Here is a 17,077-nt window from a genome sequence, read left to right on the forward strand (position 1 = left end):
CCGTTTAGGGTAAGTCCACAGCGCCAAGCAAGCCAAATTGGCACGTTGGGCCTCGCGGGGCGGGATTCGCCCGTGGAAAACGCGTATGCAGATTGCGATGAAACCATGCATTTCGGCCATTTTTTGACCGCTGCGGCAGGGAGCCTGTGGCCATGAGCGGCGGTGTCCCCGGAGCGCTTGAGGCGCTTTTTGTGCGTGCGGATTACACACAAGGGCCGATTTCGGAAGGCGCAAGAGAGCATCTTCTGGCCATCGAATGCCCCGTTGCCATCGAGATCAACGGCATCGCCTTTGCCGTCATGATGGCCTCGCCCCTGGACCTGGAGGACTTCGTGACCGGGTTCCTCCTGGCCGAGGGGCTGGCGCGGGCCGAACAGGTGGGCGAGATTGTGCTGTCGCGTGTCGACAAGGGCGCATGGGGGCAGGGCATGGTGGCGCGGGTCAGCCTTCCGTCCGAGTGTCTCGGCCCGGTCCTGGAGCGCGCGCGTCGCCGGATCGGGGACAGCTCCTGCGGTATCTGCGGAATGGACGGGATCGAGACCGCGCTGCGCCCGCTGCCCGTGCTGGAGCCCACCTTGCGCTTGTCGCGCGCCGCGGTGGGCACGGCGCTGGAGGCAATGCGCGTCCGGCAGGTGCTGGGCCAGGCCACCCGCGCGACCCACGCGGCGGCCTTCTGCACGCCCGATGGCGAGGTGCTCCTCCTGCGCGAGGACGTCGGGCGCCACAACGCGCTCGACAAGCTGGTGGGAGCGCTGGCGCGGCAGGGGCGCGACGCAGGCGCAGGCTTCATCGTCATGACCTCGCGCTGTTCCTACGAACTGGTCGAGAAGACGGTGCGCGCGGGCTGCGCGCTCCTCGTCACCATCTCGGCGCCGACCGATCTGGCCGTGCGCCGGGCCGAGGCGGCGGGGCTGACCTTGTGCGTCGTGGCGCGCGGCGATTCCATGTTGATGACGCAGGTCGACGGTCATGGCCCCTTCATCGACGACTAGGGCGCTCAGCTTCCGGTTTTTCTTGTAGAGACGGGCGCCCAAACCTACCTTGTCTGTCCAATACCGGGTAAGATGCAGGACAAGGACTTTCACGAATGGCGAGCACGACCGACACGGCTGTGGCTGACGAACTCAAGCTGACGCCGCCCGATCCCGTGCCCACCGTGCAGGCTGAAAAGGCCGCCGGGCTCGTGCCGGTGAACGAGGAGCAGAAGTCCAAGCTGCAGGTGCGCGTGGACGAATTCGTCTCCGATCTTGTCTCGCAGGACGCCAGTTCGCCCGATTTCGGCCGCCGCGTCGACCAGATCACCAACATGGGCCGCAAGGAAATCTCCGAGGCGGCCGGGCATTCCAACCGCTTCCTCGACCGCCCGATCCGCGCGATGGACCGCGACAGCGGCGTGGGCGCGGACCTCGCCGAGCTGAGGAAGACGGTCGAGGACCTCGATCCCTCGACCAAGGGTGACCTGCTCTCCAAGCGCAAGATCTTCGGGATCATTCCCTTCGGATCGAAGCTGCGCGACTATTTCGACGGCTACCAGAGCGCGCAGGGCCACATTTCGGCAATCCTCACCCGTTTGCAGAACGGCAAGGACGAGCTTTTGATGGACAACGCGGCCATCGATGTTGAGCGTCAGAACCTGTGGGCCTCGCTCGGCAAGCTGGAACAGATGATCTGGATGTCGAAGGCGCTCGATACCGCGCTCGAGGAAAAGGCCGCCGATCTCGACCACAGCGATCCCGCCAAGGCCAAGGCCGTGCGCGAGAGCGCGCTGTTCTACGTGCGCCAGCGCACGCAGGACCTGCTCACGCAGATGGCGGTCTCGGTGCAGGGCTACCTTGCGCTCGACCTTGTGAAGAAGAACAACGTCGAGCTTATCAAGGGCGTCGATCGCGCCTCGACCACGACGGTGGGGGCGCTGCGCACCGCGGTCACCGTGGCGCAGGCGATGGCGAACCAGAAGCTCGTGCTCGACCAGATCACCGCGCTCAACACCACGACCGCCAACATCATCGAGGGCACCGGCCAGATGATGAAGGACAACACCGCGCGCATCCACGAGCAGGCCGCGAGCGCGACCATTCCGCTCGAGACGCTGAGCCGCGCCTTCCAGAACATCTACGACACGATGGACTCGATCGACACCTTCAAGGTCAAGGCGCTCGATTCCATGAAGCAGACGGTGACCTCGCTCGAAGGCGAGATCGACCGGTCCAAGGCCTATATCGCCCGCGCGCAGGGGCAGAGCGAGGGGCTGGCCGAAGGCGATACCAAGGCCGCGCAGAACCTTCTGGAAGCGCTCGACGAGAAGTAAGGCCGGGCGGCCCTGCAAGGGGCCCTCATGTAACGACAGCAGGAGAGAACGAGAGACATGGCACAGGTGCCCGCGCGCCGGGTTTCAAAGGAGATCGTCCGGGCCGCGCGCCGCCAGCGCGCCGCGCGTCTCTACACCGCGAAGAAGGAACGCTGGGCCTTTCGCTTGCGCCGCCTGCGCCGCGCGGTGCTGGCCGTGGGCGCGATCTTCGTGGCCGCACTGACGACCGCGCTGATCCTGGGCGGCCTGACCTTTGCGACCACGGTGCTGGTGACGCTGCTCGCTTTCGTCGTCTTCTGCCTGCTCGCGATCTACCCTTCCGCGCCGCGCACGCGCGCGGGCGATCTGCACGGGACCGAGCTGGCCGAACTGGCGGGCTCGACTGAGATCTGGCTGGAGGGCAAGCGCCGCGCGCTCCCCAACGCGGCGGTCGATGCCATCGACATGATCGGCGTGCACCTGGAACAGCTCGCGCCCCAGCTCGCCACCATGGAGGAGACAGGGCCCGCCGCGCGCGAGGTGCGCAAGCTTCTCTCCGAGCACCTGCCCAGCCTGGTCGACAGCTATACCCGCATTCCGCCCTCGCTGCGCGCCAGGCCCGGCACCTCGGGGCTGTCGCCCAACGAGCAGCTGGTCGATGGCCTCTGCGTCATCTCCGATGAGATCGAGGCGATGAGCGAGGACCTCTCGCGCAACGACGTCGACGCGTTGGCCACGCGCAACCGGTTCCTCGAAACCAAGTACATCGACGCAAGGGATCCCGGCTGATGCTGGACTTCCTGACGGCGGGCGAGAACCTGCCGTTCTCGGCCGCGCTGGGTGTCGTCCTTGTCCTCGCGCTCGTGCAGGTCTTCGGCCTTGCCGATGCGCTGGAGGGCGACGCGGACGCGGACATCGATCTTGATTCCGGCCTCCTCTCGCTGGTGGGTTTCGGGCGCGTGCCCTTCATGGTCTGGCTGACCGTGCTGCTCAGTGTCTTCGGGATCCTCGGCCTGTGCGCGCAGGAACTGCTGGCGGGGCTGACCGGAACGGCCTGGACGCCCTGGCTGGTCGGCCCTGCAACGGGCCTCGCCGCACTGCCGCTGACGGGCGGGCTCTCGCGCCCGCTGGCGCGCCTGCTGCCCCGCGACGAGACTTCGGCCATCGACCGATCCGCGCTGGTCGGGCGCGAAGGCGAGATCGTGGTCGGCACGGCAAGGCCCGGCTCGCCGCGCGGGCGAAGGTCCTCGACCATTTCGGGCAGGTCCACCACGTCATGCTCGAACCCGACAACGCCGGGCAGACGTTCGTCACCGGCGAGCGCGTCCTCATCGTGCGGCGCGAGGGCGACCTGTTCAAGGCCATTGCCCGCGGCGACCACTACTTGCCCAGGCTGGGGTGAACGCCGCGTAGGGTGCTACCTGCAATCGACTCGCAACAATCCGGTTTTCCTAGGCAGCATATCGCGATTTCGCTATGTAAGTCGCAACGGAAACAATGAATTGTCAGAGCGGGGCGAAGGGCTGTCCGCAGCGTTGTTTCCAGGAGTTTGGACTATGTGCATCGCCTTTGAAGGGGCTTGATGCCGACGCCACTTGAAGAACCGGACCTGGCGCTCCTTGCGTAACTTTCCAAGGTCTGCGTTTTATCCACATAGCCTTGGCAGGCATGCGAAATTGAAGTCATTTGAGCTCAGCCGCGTCTTCGCGTGCGCGGTTGAGTTGGGATGAGTTCAAGAGCGGGGCATTGGGCCATCCGCTGCATCCCGCTCAAGGAGAGAGTGAAATGACGGGGCTTTACAGCATCGCCGTGTTGGTCGGTGCGGTTGTCGTGGCGCTTATGGCGATCGGCATCGTGATGGCGCGCCTGTACAAGCGGGCGAGCAAGGAAATTGCGTTCGTGCGTACGGGCGTGGGGGGCGAGCGTGTCGTGATGAACGGTGGCGCCTTGGTGCTGCCGGTCTTCCACGAGACCATGCCGGTCAACATGAACACCGTGCGCCTGGCCGTGGAGCGCAAGAACGGGGATGCGCTCATCACGCTCGACCGCCTGCGCATCGACGTGAAGGCCGAGTTCTACGTGCGTGTCCGCCCGGATGCCGGCGCCATTGCGATGGCCGCCCAGACGCTGGGCGCGCGCACCATGCACCCCGAAGCCTTGAAGGACCTGGTCGAGGGCAAGTTCGTCGACGCGCTGCGCTCGGTCGCGGCGGGGATGTCGATGAACCAGCTGCACGAGCAGCGCGCCGACTTCGTGCAGAAGGTGCAGCAGGTGTCGTCCTCGGACCTTGCGATGAACGGCCTGGAGCTGGAATCGGTTTCGCTGACCGGGCTCGACCAGACCTCCATCGAGCACTTCAACGCCAACAACGCGTTCGACGCCGAAGGTCTCACCAAGCTGACCGAGCAGATCGAGCTGCGCAAGAAGACGCGCAACGACATCGAGCAGGACACGCGCGTGCAGATGGAAACCAAGAACCTGGAGGCGGATCGCCAGTCGATGACGATCCAGCGCGACAATGAGTTCGCACGCCTTGAGCAGGAGCGCGAGGTGGAAATGCGCCGCGCCGAACAGACCGCGGAAATCGCCCGCGAGCAGGCCAAGCGGACCCGGGAATCGGATGAAGCCCGGATCGAGGCCAAGCAGCAGGTCGATGCCCGCCAGATCGAGGCCGACCGCTCCATCGAGGAGGCGCGGATCGCGCAGGCCCAGGCGGTCGAACTCGCCCGCCAGGAGCAGCAGATCGCGATCCAGAACAAGAGTCGCGAGGAGAGCCAGGCCAAGAGCCAGGCCGACGAGGCCCGCGCCAAGGCGGTTGCCGCCGAGGAACAGGTCACGACCAGCCGCGAAACCGAAGTGGCCGAGCGTCTCAAGAGGATCGAGCTGATCGAGGCGGCCAAGGAAGCCGAACGCCAGGCCATCGCCATCAAAGTGGAGGCCGAGGCCGAGAAGGAAGCCGCGTTCAACCGGGCCGAAGCGGTGCGCCGCGAAGCCGAGGGTGAGGCGGAAGCCGAGAAGCTCAAGGCCGAAGCTGCGCGCGTGCGCATGGAGGTCGAAGCGGCGGGTCAGCGCGCAATCAACGAGGCGGCGAACATCCTCTCCTCGGAGCAGATTTCGCTCCAGATGAAGATGGCGCTGCTGAAGGTCCTGCCCGAGGTCGTGCGCGAGAGCGCCAAGCCGCTCGAAGCGATCGATTCGATCAAGATCGTCCAGGTCGATGGCCTTACCCCGAAGGGGGGCGCGGGCGCCGTCGGCGGAGCCGGGGCTCCGGTGGGCGGCTCGGGCAACCTCGCCAGCGACGCGGTCAGCGCCGCGCTTGCCTACCGCGCGCAGGCGCCGATGATCGACGGCTTGATGAAGGAACTGGGCCTTGATGGCTCGACGCTGTCGAACATGGTTCAGGGCGCAGGCGTGATGCCGGTCCCGGCCGCTCCGCAGGCGGCCGACAACGACGGCGCAGAGCCGACGGGATCGTCCGAGGGACCCTATCGTCCCACGACGATCGGCTGATCTCTGGCGGGGCGAATCGTTTGCCCTTGTTCAAAAAGGTCCGGCCGGGTGGGAACCCGGTCGGACTTTGCCGCGTTAGGGCGGGTCCGGGTTAAAACATGGAAATCCGCAAGCTGCACCGGCGCAATGGGATGGTTTCTGCAAAATTAACCAAGTAAGTTTTGAAGATCTTATCTTTGCAGGCGCTTGGGTGATTTCGATTGCAACAGTCGAAAGCCGCGAACCGCCATGCCTTACCCGGCATTCCTGACCCGCCTGCGCTCCGATCGCTCGGGAAGTATTCTTACTTTCACCGGCATCGGCTTCGTGACCCTGATCGGCGCGGCAGGTCTCGCGGTCGATACCGCGCAGTGGTACCTGTGGAAGCGTCAGCTGCAGCAGGCCGTCGATGCCGGTGCGCGTGCTGGCGCGCTCAGCATGCTGCAGGCCGAAGGCGCAGAGCCGGGTGCCCGCAAGGAAATCGGGCGTAACACGGACAACACGCTCAACGTCCTCATCGAGCGGGTCAGCAGTCCGCCGTACTCGGGTGCCTATACCGGCGATACGGGCGCGGTGGAGGTCATTGCGACGACCAGCCAGCGGCTGCCGTTCTCCAGCGTATTCCTCGACGTGGCGCCGACGATCCGTGCGCGCGCGGTCGCCACGCGCACCGATGAGGGCGAATATTGCGTGATTGCGCTGGCCCCGACCGGCATGGGCGTGCGCGCGGTGGGTACCGCCGACGTCAACCTGGGCTGCGGTGTCGGCGCGAACTCGGGCATCCAGGCCGCGATCGACCTGACCGGGACCAGCTGGATCAACGCGCCGACCTTCCACGCGGTGGGCGGCATCGATGCCAGCTCGCGCAACATTCCCGAAGATGCGGTACTCCAGCCCTATGGCCTGCCGATCCAGGACCCGCTGGCGGGCCGTGACCTTCAGGTTCCCAGTGAACCGGAAGGCTGCACCAGCACCAAGTATTCCAACAATCCGCATGACGTTGTGACCCTTTCGCCGGGGCGCTACTGCAACGGCATGACGCTGAAGGGCAACACGACCCTTTCGCCCGGCACCTACATCATTGATGGCGGCAGTCTCGATGTCGCGAGCTCGGCAACGGTCAGAGGCGACGGCGTGACCTTCGTGCTGACCGGGGGCGGCCCGGGCAACGCGGCCTTCGTCAAGATCACGGGCGGCGCGACGATGGAACTGACCGCGCCCAGCGCCGCGCAGAGCCCGACCTGGAAGAACGTCCTCTTCTTCCAGGACCCGCTCGGGTCCAGCAGCGAGAGCAACTTTGCTGGCGGCAGCGAGCTGGACCTCACCGGTGTCATCTACATGCCGAACGGCGATGTGCGCTTCACCGGCAATTCGGGCCAGTCGGCCGAGTGTCTGCTCCTGATCGCGAACCACGTGACCTTTGCGGGCACCTCCTCGCTCAACAACAACTGCACGGTCGACTACGCCAACCTCGATCTGTCGGCCCCGGTCGTGAAGGTGGTCGAATGAGGATGGTCCGCCTGCGTCAGGCTCTGGCCGCGCTGCGCCATGACCGGCGCCGGGCGAGCGTGATCGAGCTGGCGCTGGTCCTGCCGCTGCTGCTCCTGGTCCTGGCGGGCATGGTCGAGGTCTCGCGCTTCGTCGTCGCGCGCATCGATGTCGAACTGGCCGCGCAGCGCACCACCGACTTCGTGCTCGCCAAGCGTCCGCAGAGTGCGGACACAAGCTATATCGTCGCCGAGGCGATGGCCGCGGCCGATGTCGAGGCCGGGCAGGTGACCGCCGACCTCTTTCTGGAATGCGACGGAGTTCGCAAGGACCAGTTCGATTCCTACTGCGCGGCGGGCGAGGAATCGGCGCGCTATGTCGAGGTCTCGATCAGGAAGACGATCGAGATGCAGTTCGACTGGTCCAAGCTTGCAAGCCTGTTCGGTTCGCAGGTCCTGGGCTCGACGATTACCCTTGAAGGCACCAGTCTGGAGCGCATTCAGTGAAGATCCTGCACCGCTTGAAGCGCCTTGCCGCGAACCGTGAAGGCGCCTCGGTGATCGAGTTTGCCCTCGCCATGCCGGTGGCGGCCGCGCTCATGATCGGGATCCTGCAGTTTGCGCTCGTGCTTCAGGCCACGGGCGCGATCCGTCATGCGGCGGGCGAGGGCGTGCGCTACGCCAACGTCCATCCCGACGCGACCGAGCGCCAGGTCTCCGACAAGGTGCGCAAGGAAATGGCGGGCCTCAACGAGGATGGCATCGTGCGCATTGCTCTGGAGCGGGGCATCAGCGACGGCGCGCAGTTCGACAAGATCGCCATCGAGTACCAGCTCGAACCCGTCGTGCCGTTCATGCAGCTCGAACCCATCTCGCTGAACGAGACCGCACTCTCCTACGTCCAGAGCTGAGGCACCCGCAGGCCGGGTGCCTGCGCTGCAGTTTCCCCGGCTTGCCCCGTCCCCGTGGTGGCGTCTAGTCTCCCCGCCAACAGAGCGTGGGGAATCCGCGCCGCACATACCGGACAAGGGAGACGCACGTGCCCAGCGTCAGCATCGAGAGGATCGAGCGGGACATCACCGCCATTTCGCGTTTCGGCTTCAATGAAGCGGACGGGGGCGTCTACCGACAGGGCTTCAGCCCCGAGGACATGGCCGTGCGCGAATGGCTGCGGGCGCGCTTTGCGGAACTGGGCATGAGCCACCGCATGGACGGCGCGGGCAATGTCATCGGCCGCTTCGATCCGGCCGGACGGGGCGAGGACGTACCCGCCGTCATCATCGCCTCGCACACCGATTCCGTGCCCGCGAGCGGCATGTTCGACGGGGTGCTGGGCGTCGTTGCCGGGCTCGAGGTGGTGCGCACGATGAAGGCGAACGGGATCGAGCCGCTCTATCCGGTCGAGGTCATCGCGACCGCCGAGGAGGAGGGGCGCTTCGGGGGCATGCTCGGCGCGCAGGCCATGACCGGGCACCTGACCCGCGAATGGCTCGATGCCGCGGCGGACGAGCGCGGCGTCAAACTGGTCGATGCCATGCGCGAGGCCGGGCTCGATCCTTCCCGCGCAATGCACGCCTACCGCCCGCCCGAGACGATCCGGGCCTATCTTGAACTTCATGTCGAGCAGGGGCCCGTCCTTGATACCGAGAAGACCACCATCGGCATTGTCGAGGGAATTTCCGGCGTCTTCAAATGGATGGTGCGCCTCATCGGCAAGGCCGACCACGCCGGGACCGCGCCGATGAACATGCGCGCCGATGCGCTCATGGGCATGGCCGATTTCGCCCATGAGATCCCGCGCATCATCGAGGAGGAGGGCACCGGCAAGAGCCGCATCACCATCGGCCATGTCAACTGCAAGCCCGGCTTCCCGCACACGGTGCCGGGCGAAGTCGATTTCACCATCGTCGGGCGCGACCTCGACCACGAGAAGATGAAGGCCCTGGCCAGCGCGTGCGAGCGGGTGCTCGCCGCCATCGCGCGGCGCAACAAGCTCCACTTCGAATACGAACAGATGTCCTGGCTGGCCCCGGCCTATTGCGACACGGGGCTCATCTCGCTGATCGAGGGCAAGACGAAGGAGCTGGGCTACAGCTACAAGATCATGCCCTCGGGCGCAGGCCACGACGTGCAGTTCTTCTGCGAGCATTCGCGCGCGGGGCTGTTCTTCGTGCCGTCTGTAAAGGGCGTGAGCCACGCGCCCGATGAATGGACGCACTGGGTCGATTGCGAGCGCGGAACGCGGCTTCTCTATGAATGCGTGTGCGAGCTTGCCTGCAACGAGGGCGCGCTGGAAGAGGCCGGACAGGCCGAGCGGGTCTGAGGAGGGGGCGCCCGTCTCCCGACCAACCGGCCCCTGACCGCCCAGCGAGCAGCGCGGGCAGGGAGCGCTTGCCCTTGATGCTGCGCTGCGACAAGGTGCCGGGATGAGTGGTTCCCTTTCCGGCGCCGTGCGGCGCGAATTTGCAGAAAACTGGCTGACCGTGGTGGCCGCAGGGCTGGCCATTGGCGTGGGCATGATGGGCATCGGCTTCTATGCTCTGGGCCTCTTTGTCACGCCGGTGCAGGAGGAGTTCGGTTGGAGCCGCGCGGCGGCTTCGGGCGCGGCGACCTTCGAGCAATTGGGCATTTTCCTCTCCGCGCCGATCGTCGGGCGCCTCGCGGACCGCTATGGCGTGCGCATGATCGCGATCGCCAGCTACATCGCGGCGCCCATCGGCTTCGTGCTCCTCTCGCGCGCCGGGGATTCGGTGGCGATGTGGTGGGGGCTGTGGCTCCTCGTCAGCCTTGCCGGTTGCGGCACGACGCCCGCGATCTGGGCGCGGGCGGTCTCGGCGAAGTTCGATGCCGGGCGCGGACTGGCGCTTGGGCTCATGCTGATGGGCTCGGGGCTCGCTGCCTTCCTGGCGCCTGCGCTGCTGGGTCCGATCTTTGCCTCGAGCGGCTGGCGCAGCGCCGCGCTCGCCATGGCCGCCACGATCCTTGTCGTCGGCCTTCCGGTGAGCCTGCTCATGCCGCGCGAGAAAAAGGCTCCGGCTCCGGCAGCCAGCGCCGAGCCCAAGGTGCGCGGCCGCTTCGAGGTCAACCGCCAGACGCTGACCATCGTGGGCATCGCCGTCCTTCTGGGCTTCTTCGTCGCCGGGCTCATTGTCCATCTGGTGCCCATGGTGGTCGACCGGGGCATGCCGGCCGCCGAAGCCGCGCAGGTCGCCGCCAAGATCGGCATTGCCGTGATCTTTGCCCGCGTGATCGTGGGCTACCTCTTCGACCGTTTCCACGCGCCGTTCGTGGCCGCGCTGTTCCTGCTCTCGCCGGTGGTGGCCGCCTTGCTGCTCGCCTTTGGCGGGCCGGTGACGGCCGCCGCGCTCATGCTGGGCCTGGCTGCGGGCGCCGAGGTCGACATGCTCGCCTACTTCACCGGGCGCTATGCGCACCTGCGCAATTACGGCGCGACTTATGGCGTGGTGCTGGGCATGTTCAGCTTTGGCGCCGCATTCGGCCCGGCCGCGTTCGGCTGGTCGGTCGACGTGACCGGCAGCTACCACTTCGCGCTGCTGGCCTCGGCCATCGCCCTTGTCGTCGTCGTCGCGCTCATCGCAACGCTCGGCGCCTACCGTGATCCGGTCGGCGCCGAGGCGCTGGAGGGCTGAGGGCACTCAGGCCAGCAGTTCCTCCACCGCGTGCAGGCCGATGGCGTGGTTGAGGATGATGTCCATGCGCGTGTTCTGCGCGTGGTCGTCCGAGGCGCGGTAGTCCGCGATGGCCGCGCCCAGCTTTGCCGGATCGAACAGGCCCTTGGCGCCCAGGCGCTCGGGCGATAGCCAGCGCGCGATCAGCTTGTCGATCTCGGCGGTCTTCTTCGCATCGGTGTGCGCGGGCGGCGCCATGAAGGCGAACTTCTCGCGTTCGTAAAGGACGCGCGGGAGCACGTGCTTCATGGCTTCACGCACCACCCACTTCTCGACGCCGCCGCGCACGCGCACCTGCGGGGGGATGCGCATGGCAAGTTCGGCGACGTGGTGGTCGAGGAAGGCCGGGCGGCTTTCGAGGCTGTTGGCCATGTCCACGCGGTCCCCGCCCCAGTTGAGGATCTGCCCCTCCAGCATCGTCTTGATCCACGAGTACTGCACCTTGTCGAGGACATGGCGGCCTTCCAGCATGGCCGGATCGAGGCTGTGGGCGATGGCGGCGATGGGGTCATAGTCCCCCAGCTCCGCCTTGAACTCTTCGGACAGCAGCGGCTTTACGCGTTCGAGGGTGAGCATCCAGGGCTGGATCCAGCTGGGGGTGAAGCCCATGACCTCCTCGAAGGCGGGGTGGCTGATCGCCTCCTCGGCGAGCACCGAGCCCGAGAACAGCGCGTTCCTCTCGCGCATTTCCTGCGCCGCCGGAGTGGCCGCGTATTCGGGATCGTGCAGGAACAGGTCGGCCTTGAACTGGGCATAGCCGCCGAACAGCTCGTCCGATCCCTCGCCGGTGATGACGACCTTGTAGCCGACCTCGCGCACGTGCTTGCTCATCAGCATCTTGGCGACGCCCAGCGTGTTGTAGAAGGTCCGCTCGGAATAGCGGATCGCGTCCTCGAAGTTGGAGCCGTAGAGGTCTTCGGCCTTGAGCTTCAGGATGTCCTGGTCGGCGCCGGCCATCTGCGCCATCTCGGTCGCGATATGGGCCTCGTCGTAGCGGGCATCGTCGAAGGAGATGGTGAAGGCCTTGACCGGCGACTGCTGGATCGCGGCGGCCATACCCAGGATCGAGCAGCTGTCGATCCCCCCTGACAGGTAGCAGGCGACCGGAACGTCGGCCTCGAGCCGGAAGGTGATCGATTCGACCAGGGCTGCGCGCACCGCCTCGATGTGGTCGTCATCGCTCTTGATGTCGTGCTCGCCCTCGCGCGGGAAATTGGCGTCCCAGTAGCGCTCCTCGCGCACCGACACGCCATCGCCTGCCTTCTCGATGATGAGCATCGTGCCCGGCTTTACTGCCTTGATGCCCTGATAGAGCGTCATGCCCGGTACCATGACCTGCATCATCTGGTGCAGCTGGGCCCGGGGGCAGACATCGCGGGGCACGTCCGGGTGGGCAAGCAGGGCCTTGATCTCGCTGCCCCAGACGACCCCGCGCGGCCCGTGGTGAACGAAGAGGGGGCGGATGCCGAAGCGGTCGCGCACCAGGATCAGGCGCTGCCTCTCCTCGTCGAACAGGGCAAAGGCGAATTCGCCGCGCAGATGCTCGACGAAATCGAGGCCATGCTTGGCGTAGAGTTTCAGCGCGATCTCGCTGTCGGACCTGGTCGAGAACTGGAAGCCGTCGGTGCGAAGGAGGCCGCGCAGGCGCTTGTAATCGTAGAACTCGCCGTTGACCGAGGCTACGAGCCCGCCCGTGCCATCGTCGCTGCGACCATGGAGCGGCTGGTCCCCGGCGTTGAGGCCGATGATCGAGAGCCGCGTGTGCGCCATGGCAAGGCCGTTTGCCGGATCGAAATGGAAGCCGCGCCCGTCGGGCCCGCGATGTTCCAGCTGGTCGGCCATCGCCTCGGCGTGGCGGGGCGTGTCTTGGTCATGGCCCGCTGGGGTCCAGAGACCGGCAATGCCGCACATATCGGGTGTTTCCTTGGCTTGGGTGTTGGCTGGGGCGGGGCGCTCAGGCGCTGGGCATTCAGGCGCTAGGGAGGGGCTCGTTGTCGAGCATGTCGGGGGGGCACCACGTCGGTCACCCGCCCGAAGATCGCGAGGAGCAGCGCCTGGCGGATCCACACCGCCCCATCGGCCTGGTTGAAGTAGAGGTTGTGGGGGCTGTCATCGAGGCTGACGTCGAGCTCGAGCCCGCGCGCCAGCGGGTGAAGGATCACCGTGTCGGGCTTGATCCGGCTTTCGGACGAGAGCGAGAAGGCGTCGGCGAAGAAGCGGTAGCCATCGCCGATATAGGCGATCGCGTTCATGTAGATGACGTCGAGGTATTCGAGATTTTGCGTCAGGCTTTGCGAGAAGCCGATGGTGATCGGGCTGTTCTTGGTCAGCTCGCGCAGTTCCTCGCCCAGCGGGTCGGCCATCTCGGAGAAGATGGTGATGCGGTTGATGTTCTCGTGGAAGAGCAGGGCGAGCATCAGGAAGCTCTTGACCGTGCGCATGTTGCCCGGCGTGCCGATGATGCCGATGTTGAGGCGGAATTCCTCGGGCAGGCGGCCGAAGGTGATCTCGGGGCGCCATTTGAGGAGCGCGTACCAGTCGGCCAGCGCTTGCGTGGGGTGCTCGTCCGAACCGTTGCCCCCGTTGATGAGCGGCACGCGCAGGTACTCGCACATGTCGGAGAGGGCGGCCTGCTCGGTGTGGCGCACCACCACGACATCGGCGTAGGAATTGAACATCTGCCCGATGTCACGCATGGATTCGCCTTTGGCGACGCCGGTCGTCTTGCCATCGGCCACGCTGATCGTCTTGCCACCCAGATGCAGCATCGCGCTCTCGAACGAGAGCCGCGTGCGGGTGGAGGGCTCGAAGAAGGCGGCGGCCATGATCTTGTCGCTCATCGCCGTTTCCACCTCGAAGCGCTTGAGCTGGAGGTAGGCGGCGAACTTCGCCAGTTCGGTCAGGAGGTCCTTGTCGAACAGCGCGGCGGAAAGGACCGACTGCCCGCGCAGCCGGTCGAGCACGGCGCGGCGGATCTGCGGGGCGTTGGCGATGTAGTCGGCCGGGTTGGGGCAATTGCCGATCTTGCCCGGGCGCTTGACGATGACCGGCGCGTGGCAGACGTGCGCGGCGGGAGAAACGCCGCGGCTCACCAGATCTCTCCGCGCCGGATGTCGCGGATGAGCAGGGCGGCGAGGCCGAGCGCGGTGAACATGCACCAGCCAGCGATCCGTAGACCAGCAGGGCAAGGAAGGAACTTGAGAAGGTCATCAGGAGGCCTCTCGCAGTTGGCTCCAGTCGAAGCGGGAGCGGGACAGAAGCGCGCAGGCGAGCACCCAGACCATCGAGACGGCCGTGGCGACGAGCGAGGCGACGTAGAAACCGATGGCGAAGTAGCTGATGAGGCCGACACCGGCGCCCAGCAGCATGCCGCCCACCGCGCCAGTTGTGCTGGCGCGGCGCCAGTAGAGGCCGGTGACGATGGGCCAGATCATCGCGCCCACCAGCGGTCCTGCGAAGAACAGCACCGAGGCGAGCGTGCCGATGCGCGGCAGGCAGACCAGCCAGGTGAAGAGGCCAAGGCCCAGCGTGATCCACTGCGCGGTGGCCTTGAGCGTCTCCGGGCTGGCCGAGGGGCGCAGCAGGCGGCGGTAGACGTCTTCGGTCAGCAGGTCCGAGGTGGCCGCCAGCAGGCTGTCGATCGAGGAGGCGAGCGAGCAGAAGACGATGACGAAGATGCCTACCGCGCCGCCGATGCCCAGCACCTTGGCCACCACCAGCGGACCGACCATGTCCGCGCTGGGGACAGGCACGTCGAGCGCGCCCGAGGCCAGCGCGATGAAGCCCGCGGCAAAAGGAATGGGGAACCAGATCAGGCCGCCCAGCGCGAAGGCCTTGCCCGCGACGCCCTCGCGGAAGGCGAAGGCGCGGCTCCACCACACGTTGTTGTGGAACACCTCGCCAAGGCCGAAGAGCAGGTTGTTGAAGATCGCCATGAGGGCGGCGGGAAACAGAACGTCGAGAAGCTCGGGCCGCTCGCGCGCGAGGTTGGCGTGGATCTCGTCCACCCCGACATGGGCGAGGACCGCGATGCCGACCACGACGATGCCGATGATGATGATGAGGCTCTGGATGAAGTCTGTGCCGATGACCGCGCCCAGACCTCCGCGCATCGTGTAGGCCACGCACACGGCTAGGATCACGCTCATCCCCCAGCCATAGGGAATGCCCGAAAGCGTGTTGAGGAGGATGCCGCCCGCCATCGCCATCGAGACCAGCCAGGTGAGCGAATAGAACAGCGTGAAGGCGAGGAAGATGCCCCAGGCTACGCGGCCATAGCGCAGGCGGAAGAAGTCGCCGCTGGTGTAGCCTGTGGGCATGAGTTGGCGGATGCGTGTCGCCATCGGTGCGAAGAGGAACAGGCCAAGCGAGGCGGTCGAATAGGCGAGCATCCCCCATACGCCCAGCTGCAGCGCCATCTGCGGGGCGAGCATGGTCGTGTTCGAGGTGATCCAGGTCGCCGCCGCCGTCGCCGAACCGAGCGCAAGGCCGATGTTGCGCCCGGCCAGGGCATGGTCCTCGAAGCTCGTGTTGCGCCGTCCCCAGTAGACGCCAAGCCCGATCCACAGCACCGAGAAGCCCAGTAGCAGCGTCCAGCCAAGCCAGGGCGGAAGAAGGGCCTGTTCAACGCTCACGGCGGGCCCCGCGGAGAATGACGAAGACGGTGGCGGCGAAGACCAGCGCGCCCAGAGCCGTCAGCCAGAGCGCGCGGGAGAGCGACTGGTGCATGACCGCAAGGTGCAGCGGCGGCGAGGGCGCGGCCCCCGCTGCGGCATCGGCGATCGTGAAATAGTAGTCGCCATCCGTCAGTCCGCTGACGAAGAGGCGCGTGCCCGTTCCTTCGAAGATGGTGCGGGCTGCGCTCATGGCCGGGGTGGAGCCTTGCCGCACCACCACCGGGCGCACGGCGTCCCATTCCAGCGTGGTATAGCCGTTGTCGCTGGTCAGTGCCTCTTCGTGCGTGAAGGCGGGCGTCTCGTCTTGCGCGTCGGCCGAGATCGCCGACGTGGCGGAGAGGGCGAGCGCGAGCGTGCCGATCCGCGTCAGAAGCGCGCGGGCTGCGCGTGCAAGGATGCGCCGGTGCGGGCGCGGGTGGGGACCACCTGGGTGGCCCGGCGGTCTGGTCCTGCCTGCAAGGATAATTCTCTTCCCGTCCGCCGACCGTGGTGTCGGTTCTCTGGCTGGTTCCCCCTAATGCGGACCGCGCCCCTAGCAGATACGGTCTTTTAAAAGAACCCCAAGCTGTCCGAAATGGTCCCATTGCATTTAGGTTGCGCGCGCGGATCGGGTGAATTTGTATGATTTATAGTGTGTTCAATAGTATTCGCTGCGATGCGGGTGTTCGATGAAGGTGATGCCTGTTTATTCATTGCTCTGTGGCAGGTTGCAGCGCGTTTCATCCATGCCGGGCTGCAGCATTGGTTCGGGGCAGGGCGTGATGGGAAGGGGTTTCCCCGCGCTTTCCCGCATGGGCGCGCGGCAGGGGGTATGATCGCCGCCGAGACACGCGCGCGCGCTCTCGGGCAGGCGTTTGGCGCTGCCGGGACCTGGGGTGGCGCGTGTCTGGCCGCGGGAGACGTGCGCAGGCGGACCCGATTCGCGCACAGGGGGCTGGGCTACCCGTGCACTTCCTTCACGGCTTCCATGACCACGAAGGTCGAGGTCGTCGCCACGTGGGGGAGATTGGTGATCTTCTCGCCCATAACCTTGCGATAGCGGCGCATGTCGAGCGTGCGCACCTTGAGCAGGTAGTCGAAGCTGCCCGCGATCATGTGGCACTCCTCCACCTCAGGGATACGCCGCACCGCCTCGTTGAAGTCCGTGAGCGCCTTTTCGTGCGTGCTGGCAAGGCCGATCTCGACAAAGGCGATGTGATCGAGGCCCAGGGTCGCGGGATCGACGACGGCCTGGAAGCCGCGAATCACACCGCTGTCGATCAGGCGTCGCATGCGGATCTGGCAGGGCGTTTTCGAGATGCCGACCTCGCGCGCCAGATCGGTGACGGTTTTGCGCCCATCTGCACGCAATACCGAGATAATCCGGCGATCCACCTCATCCAAATCGCCTGCAAACGTTTTTCTGACCATCCAAATCGCCCAAGATGAAACTAAACTTTAGCCCAGACG

15 protein-coding genes and 1 pseudogene are annotated in these 17,077 nt (G+C 66.1%); 11 read left to right on the forward strand and 5 right to left on the reverse strand.

Annotated elements, in window-relative coordinates:
• Positions 1-152 precede the first annotated feature (152 nt).
• The 11 genes and pseudogenes from fdhD (at position 153) to MBENS4_RS14585 (ending at position 10,913) form a co-directional block, all read left to right on the forward strand.
• Complete coding sequence (fdhD, locus tag MBENS4_RS14540) at positions 153-992, forward strand: formate dehydrogenase accessory sulfurtransferase FdhD (protein WP_039392608.1); 840 nt, start codon at positions 153-155, stop codon at positions 990-992.
• A gap of 95 nt (positions 993-1,087) precedes the next feature.
• The gene (locus MBENS4_RS14545; protein ID WP_039392609.1) at positions 1,088-2,308 is read left to right on the forward strand and encodes a toxic anion resistance protein; all 1,221 of its coding nucleotides are present in this window, start codon (positions 1,088-1,090) and stop codon (positions 2,306-2,308) included.
• A gap of 57 nt (positions 2,309-2,365) precedes the next feature.
• Entirely contained in the window at positions 2,366-3,076 is a 711-nt protein-coding gene (locus MBENS4_RS14550) for a hypothetical protein (protein ID WP_039392610.1), read from the forward strand.
• Positions 3,076-3,336: pseudogene (locus MBENS4_RS27415) on the forward strand (hypothetical protein); the annotation flags it as partial. The gene MBENS4_RS14550 and the pseudogene MBENS4_RS27415, both read left to right, overlap by 1 nt.
• Positions 3,337-3,563: 227 nt before the next feature.
• Positions 3,564-3,689, forward strand: coding sequence for an OB-fold-containig protein (locus MBENS4_RS27420; protein WP_340140858.1), 126 nt, complete (start codon positions 3,564-3,566; stop codon positions 3,687-3,689).
• A 437-nt stretch (positions 3,690-4,126) separates the two neighbouring features.
• Positions 4,127-5,797, forward strand: a complete 1,671-nt coding sequence (locus MBENS4_RS14560; protein ID WP_445321527.1) for a flotillin family protein — start codon at positions 4,127-4,129, stop codon at positions 5,795-5,797.
• A 228-nt stretch (positions 5,798-6,025) separates the two neighbouring features.
• Positions 6,026-7,285, forward strand: a complete 1,260-nt coding sequence (locus MBENS4_RS14565) for a TadE/TadG family type IV pilus assembly protein (RefSeq protein WP_039392612.1) — start codon at positions 6,026-6,028, stop codon at positions 7,283-7,285.
• A 2-nt stretch (positions 7,286-7,287) separates the two neighbouring features.
• Positions 7,288-7,770 (forward strand): TadE/TadG family type IV pilus assembly protein, encoded by a 483-nt coding sequence (locus MBENS4_RS14570; protein WP_039392613.1) that lies wholly within the window; start codon positions 7,288-7,290, stop codon positions 7,768-7,770.
• Positions 7,767-8,174, forward strand: a complete 408-nt coding sequence (locus MBENS4_RS14575; protein WP_039392614.1) for a TadE/TadG family type IV pilus assembly protein — start codon at positions 7,767-7,769, stop codon at positions 8,172-8,174. The genes MBENS4_RS14570 and MBENS4_RS14575 overlap by 4 nt, the downstream gene beginning before the upstream one ends.
• A 128-nt stretch (positions 8,175-8,302) precedes the next feature.
• Entirely contained in the window at positions 8,303-9,586 is a 1,284-nt protein-coding gene (locus MBENS4_RS14580; RefSeq protein WP_039392615.1) for a Zn-dependent hydrolase, read from the forward strand.
• A 103-nt stretch (positions 9,587-9,689) separates the two neighbouring features.
• Complete coding sequence (locus tag MBENS4_RS14585) at positions 9,690-10,913, forward strand: MFS transporter (protein WP_039392616.1); 1,224 nt, start codon at positions 9,690-9,692, stop codon at positions 10,911-10,913.
• Between the two features lie 6 nt (positions 10,914-10,919).
• Here MBENS4_RS14585 and asnB read toward each other — a convergent pair whose 3' ends face one another.
• The 5 genes from asnB to MBENS4_RS14615 all read right to left on the reverse strand — a co-directional run bounded on the left by asnB (position 10,920) and on the right by MBENS4_RS14615 (position 17,038).
• Positions 10,920-12,863, reverse strand: a complete 1,944-nt coding sequence (gene asnB / locus MBENS4_RS14590; protein WP_039392617.1) for an asparagine synthase (glutamine-hydrolyzing) — start codon at positions 12,861-12,863, stop codon at positions 10,920-10,922.
• 65 nt (positions 12,864-12,928) lie between these two features.
• On the reverse strand, positions 12,929-14,044 hold the full coding sequence (locus MBENS4_RS14595) for an aspartate/ornithine carbamoyltransferase family protein (RefSeq protein WP_242404958.1): 1,116 nt from the start codon (positions 14,042-14,044) through the stop codon (positions 12,929-12,931).
• A 117-nt stretch (positions 14,045-14,161) separates the two neighbouring features.
• Positions 14,162-15,586: a sodium:solute symporter family protein gene (locus MBENS4_RS14600; RefSeq protein WP_039392618.1), complete on the reverse strand. Its 1,425-nt coding sequence runs from the start codon at positions 15,584-15,586 to the stop codon at positions 14,162-14,164.
• Positions 15,576-15,818 (reverse strand): hypothetical protein, encoded by a 243-nt coding sequence (locus tag MBENS4_RS26750; RefSeq protein ID WP_242404959.1) that lies wholly within the window; start codon positions 15,816-15,818, stop codon positions 15,576-15,578. The genes MBENS4_RS14600 and MBENS4_RS26750 overlap by 11 nt, the downstream gene beginning before the upstream one ends.
• A gap of 749 nt (positions 15,819-16,567) precedes the next feature.
• The gene (locus tag MBENS4_RS14615) at positions 16,568-17,038 is read right to left on the reverse strand and encodes an Lrp/AsnC family transcriptional regulator (protein ID WP_039392622.1); all 471 of its coding nucleotides are present in this window, start codon (positions 17,036-17,038) and stop codon (positions 16,568-16,570) included.
• Positions 17,039-17,077 lie beyond the last annotated feature (39 nt).

This window comes from Novosphingobium sp. MBES04 (genome assembly GCF_000813185.1).
Classification (GTDB): Bacteria; Pseudomonadota; Alphaproteobacteria; order Sphingomonadales; family Sphingomonadaceae; genus Novosphingobium; species Novosphingobium decolorationis.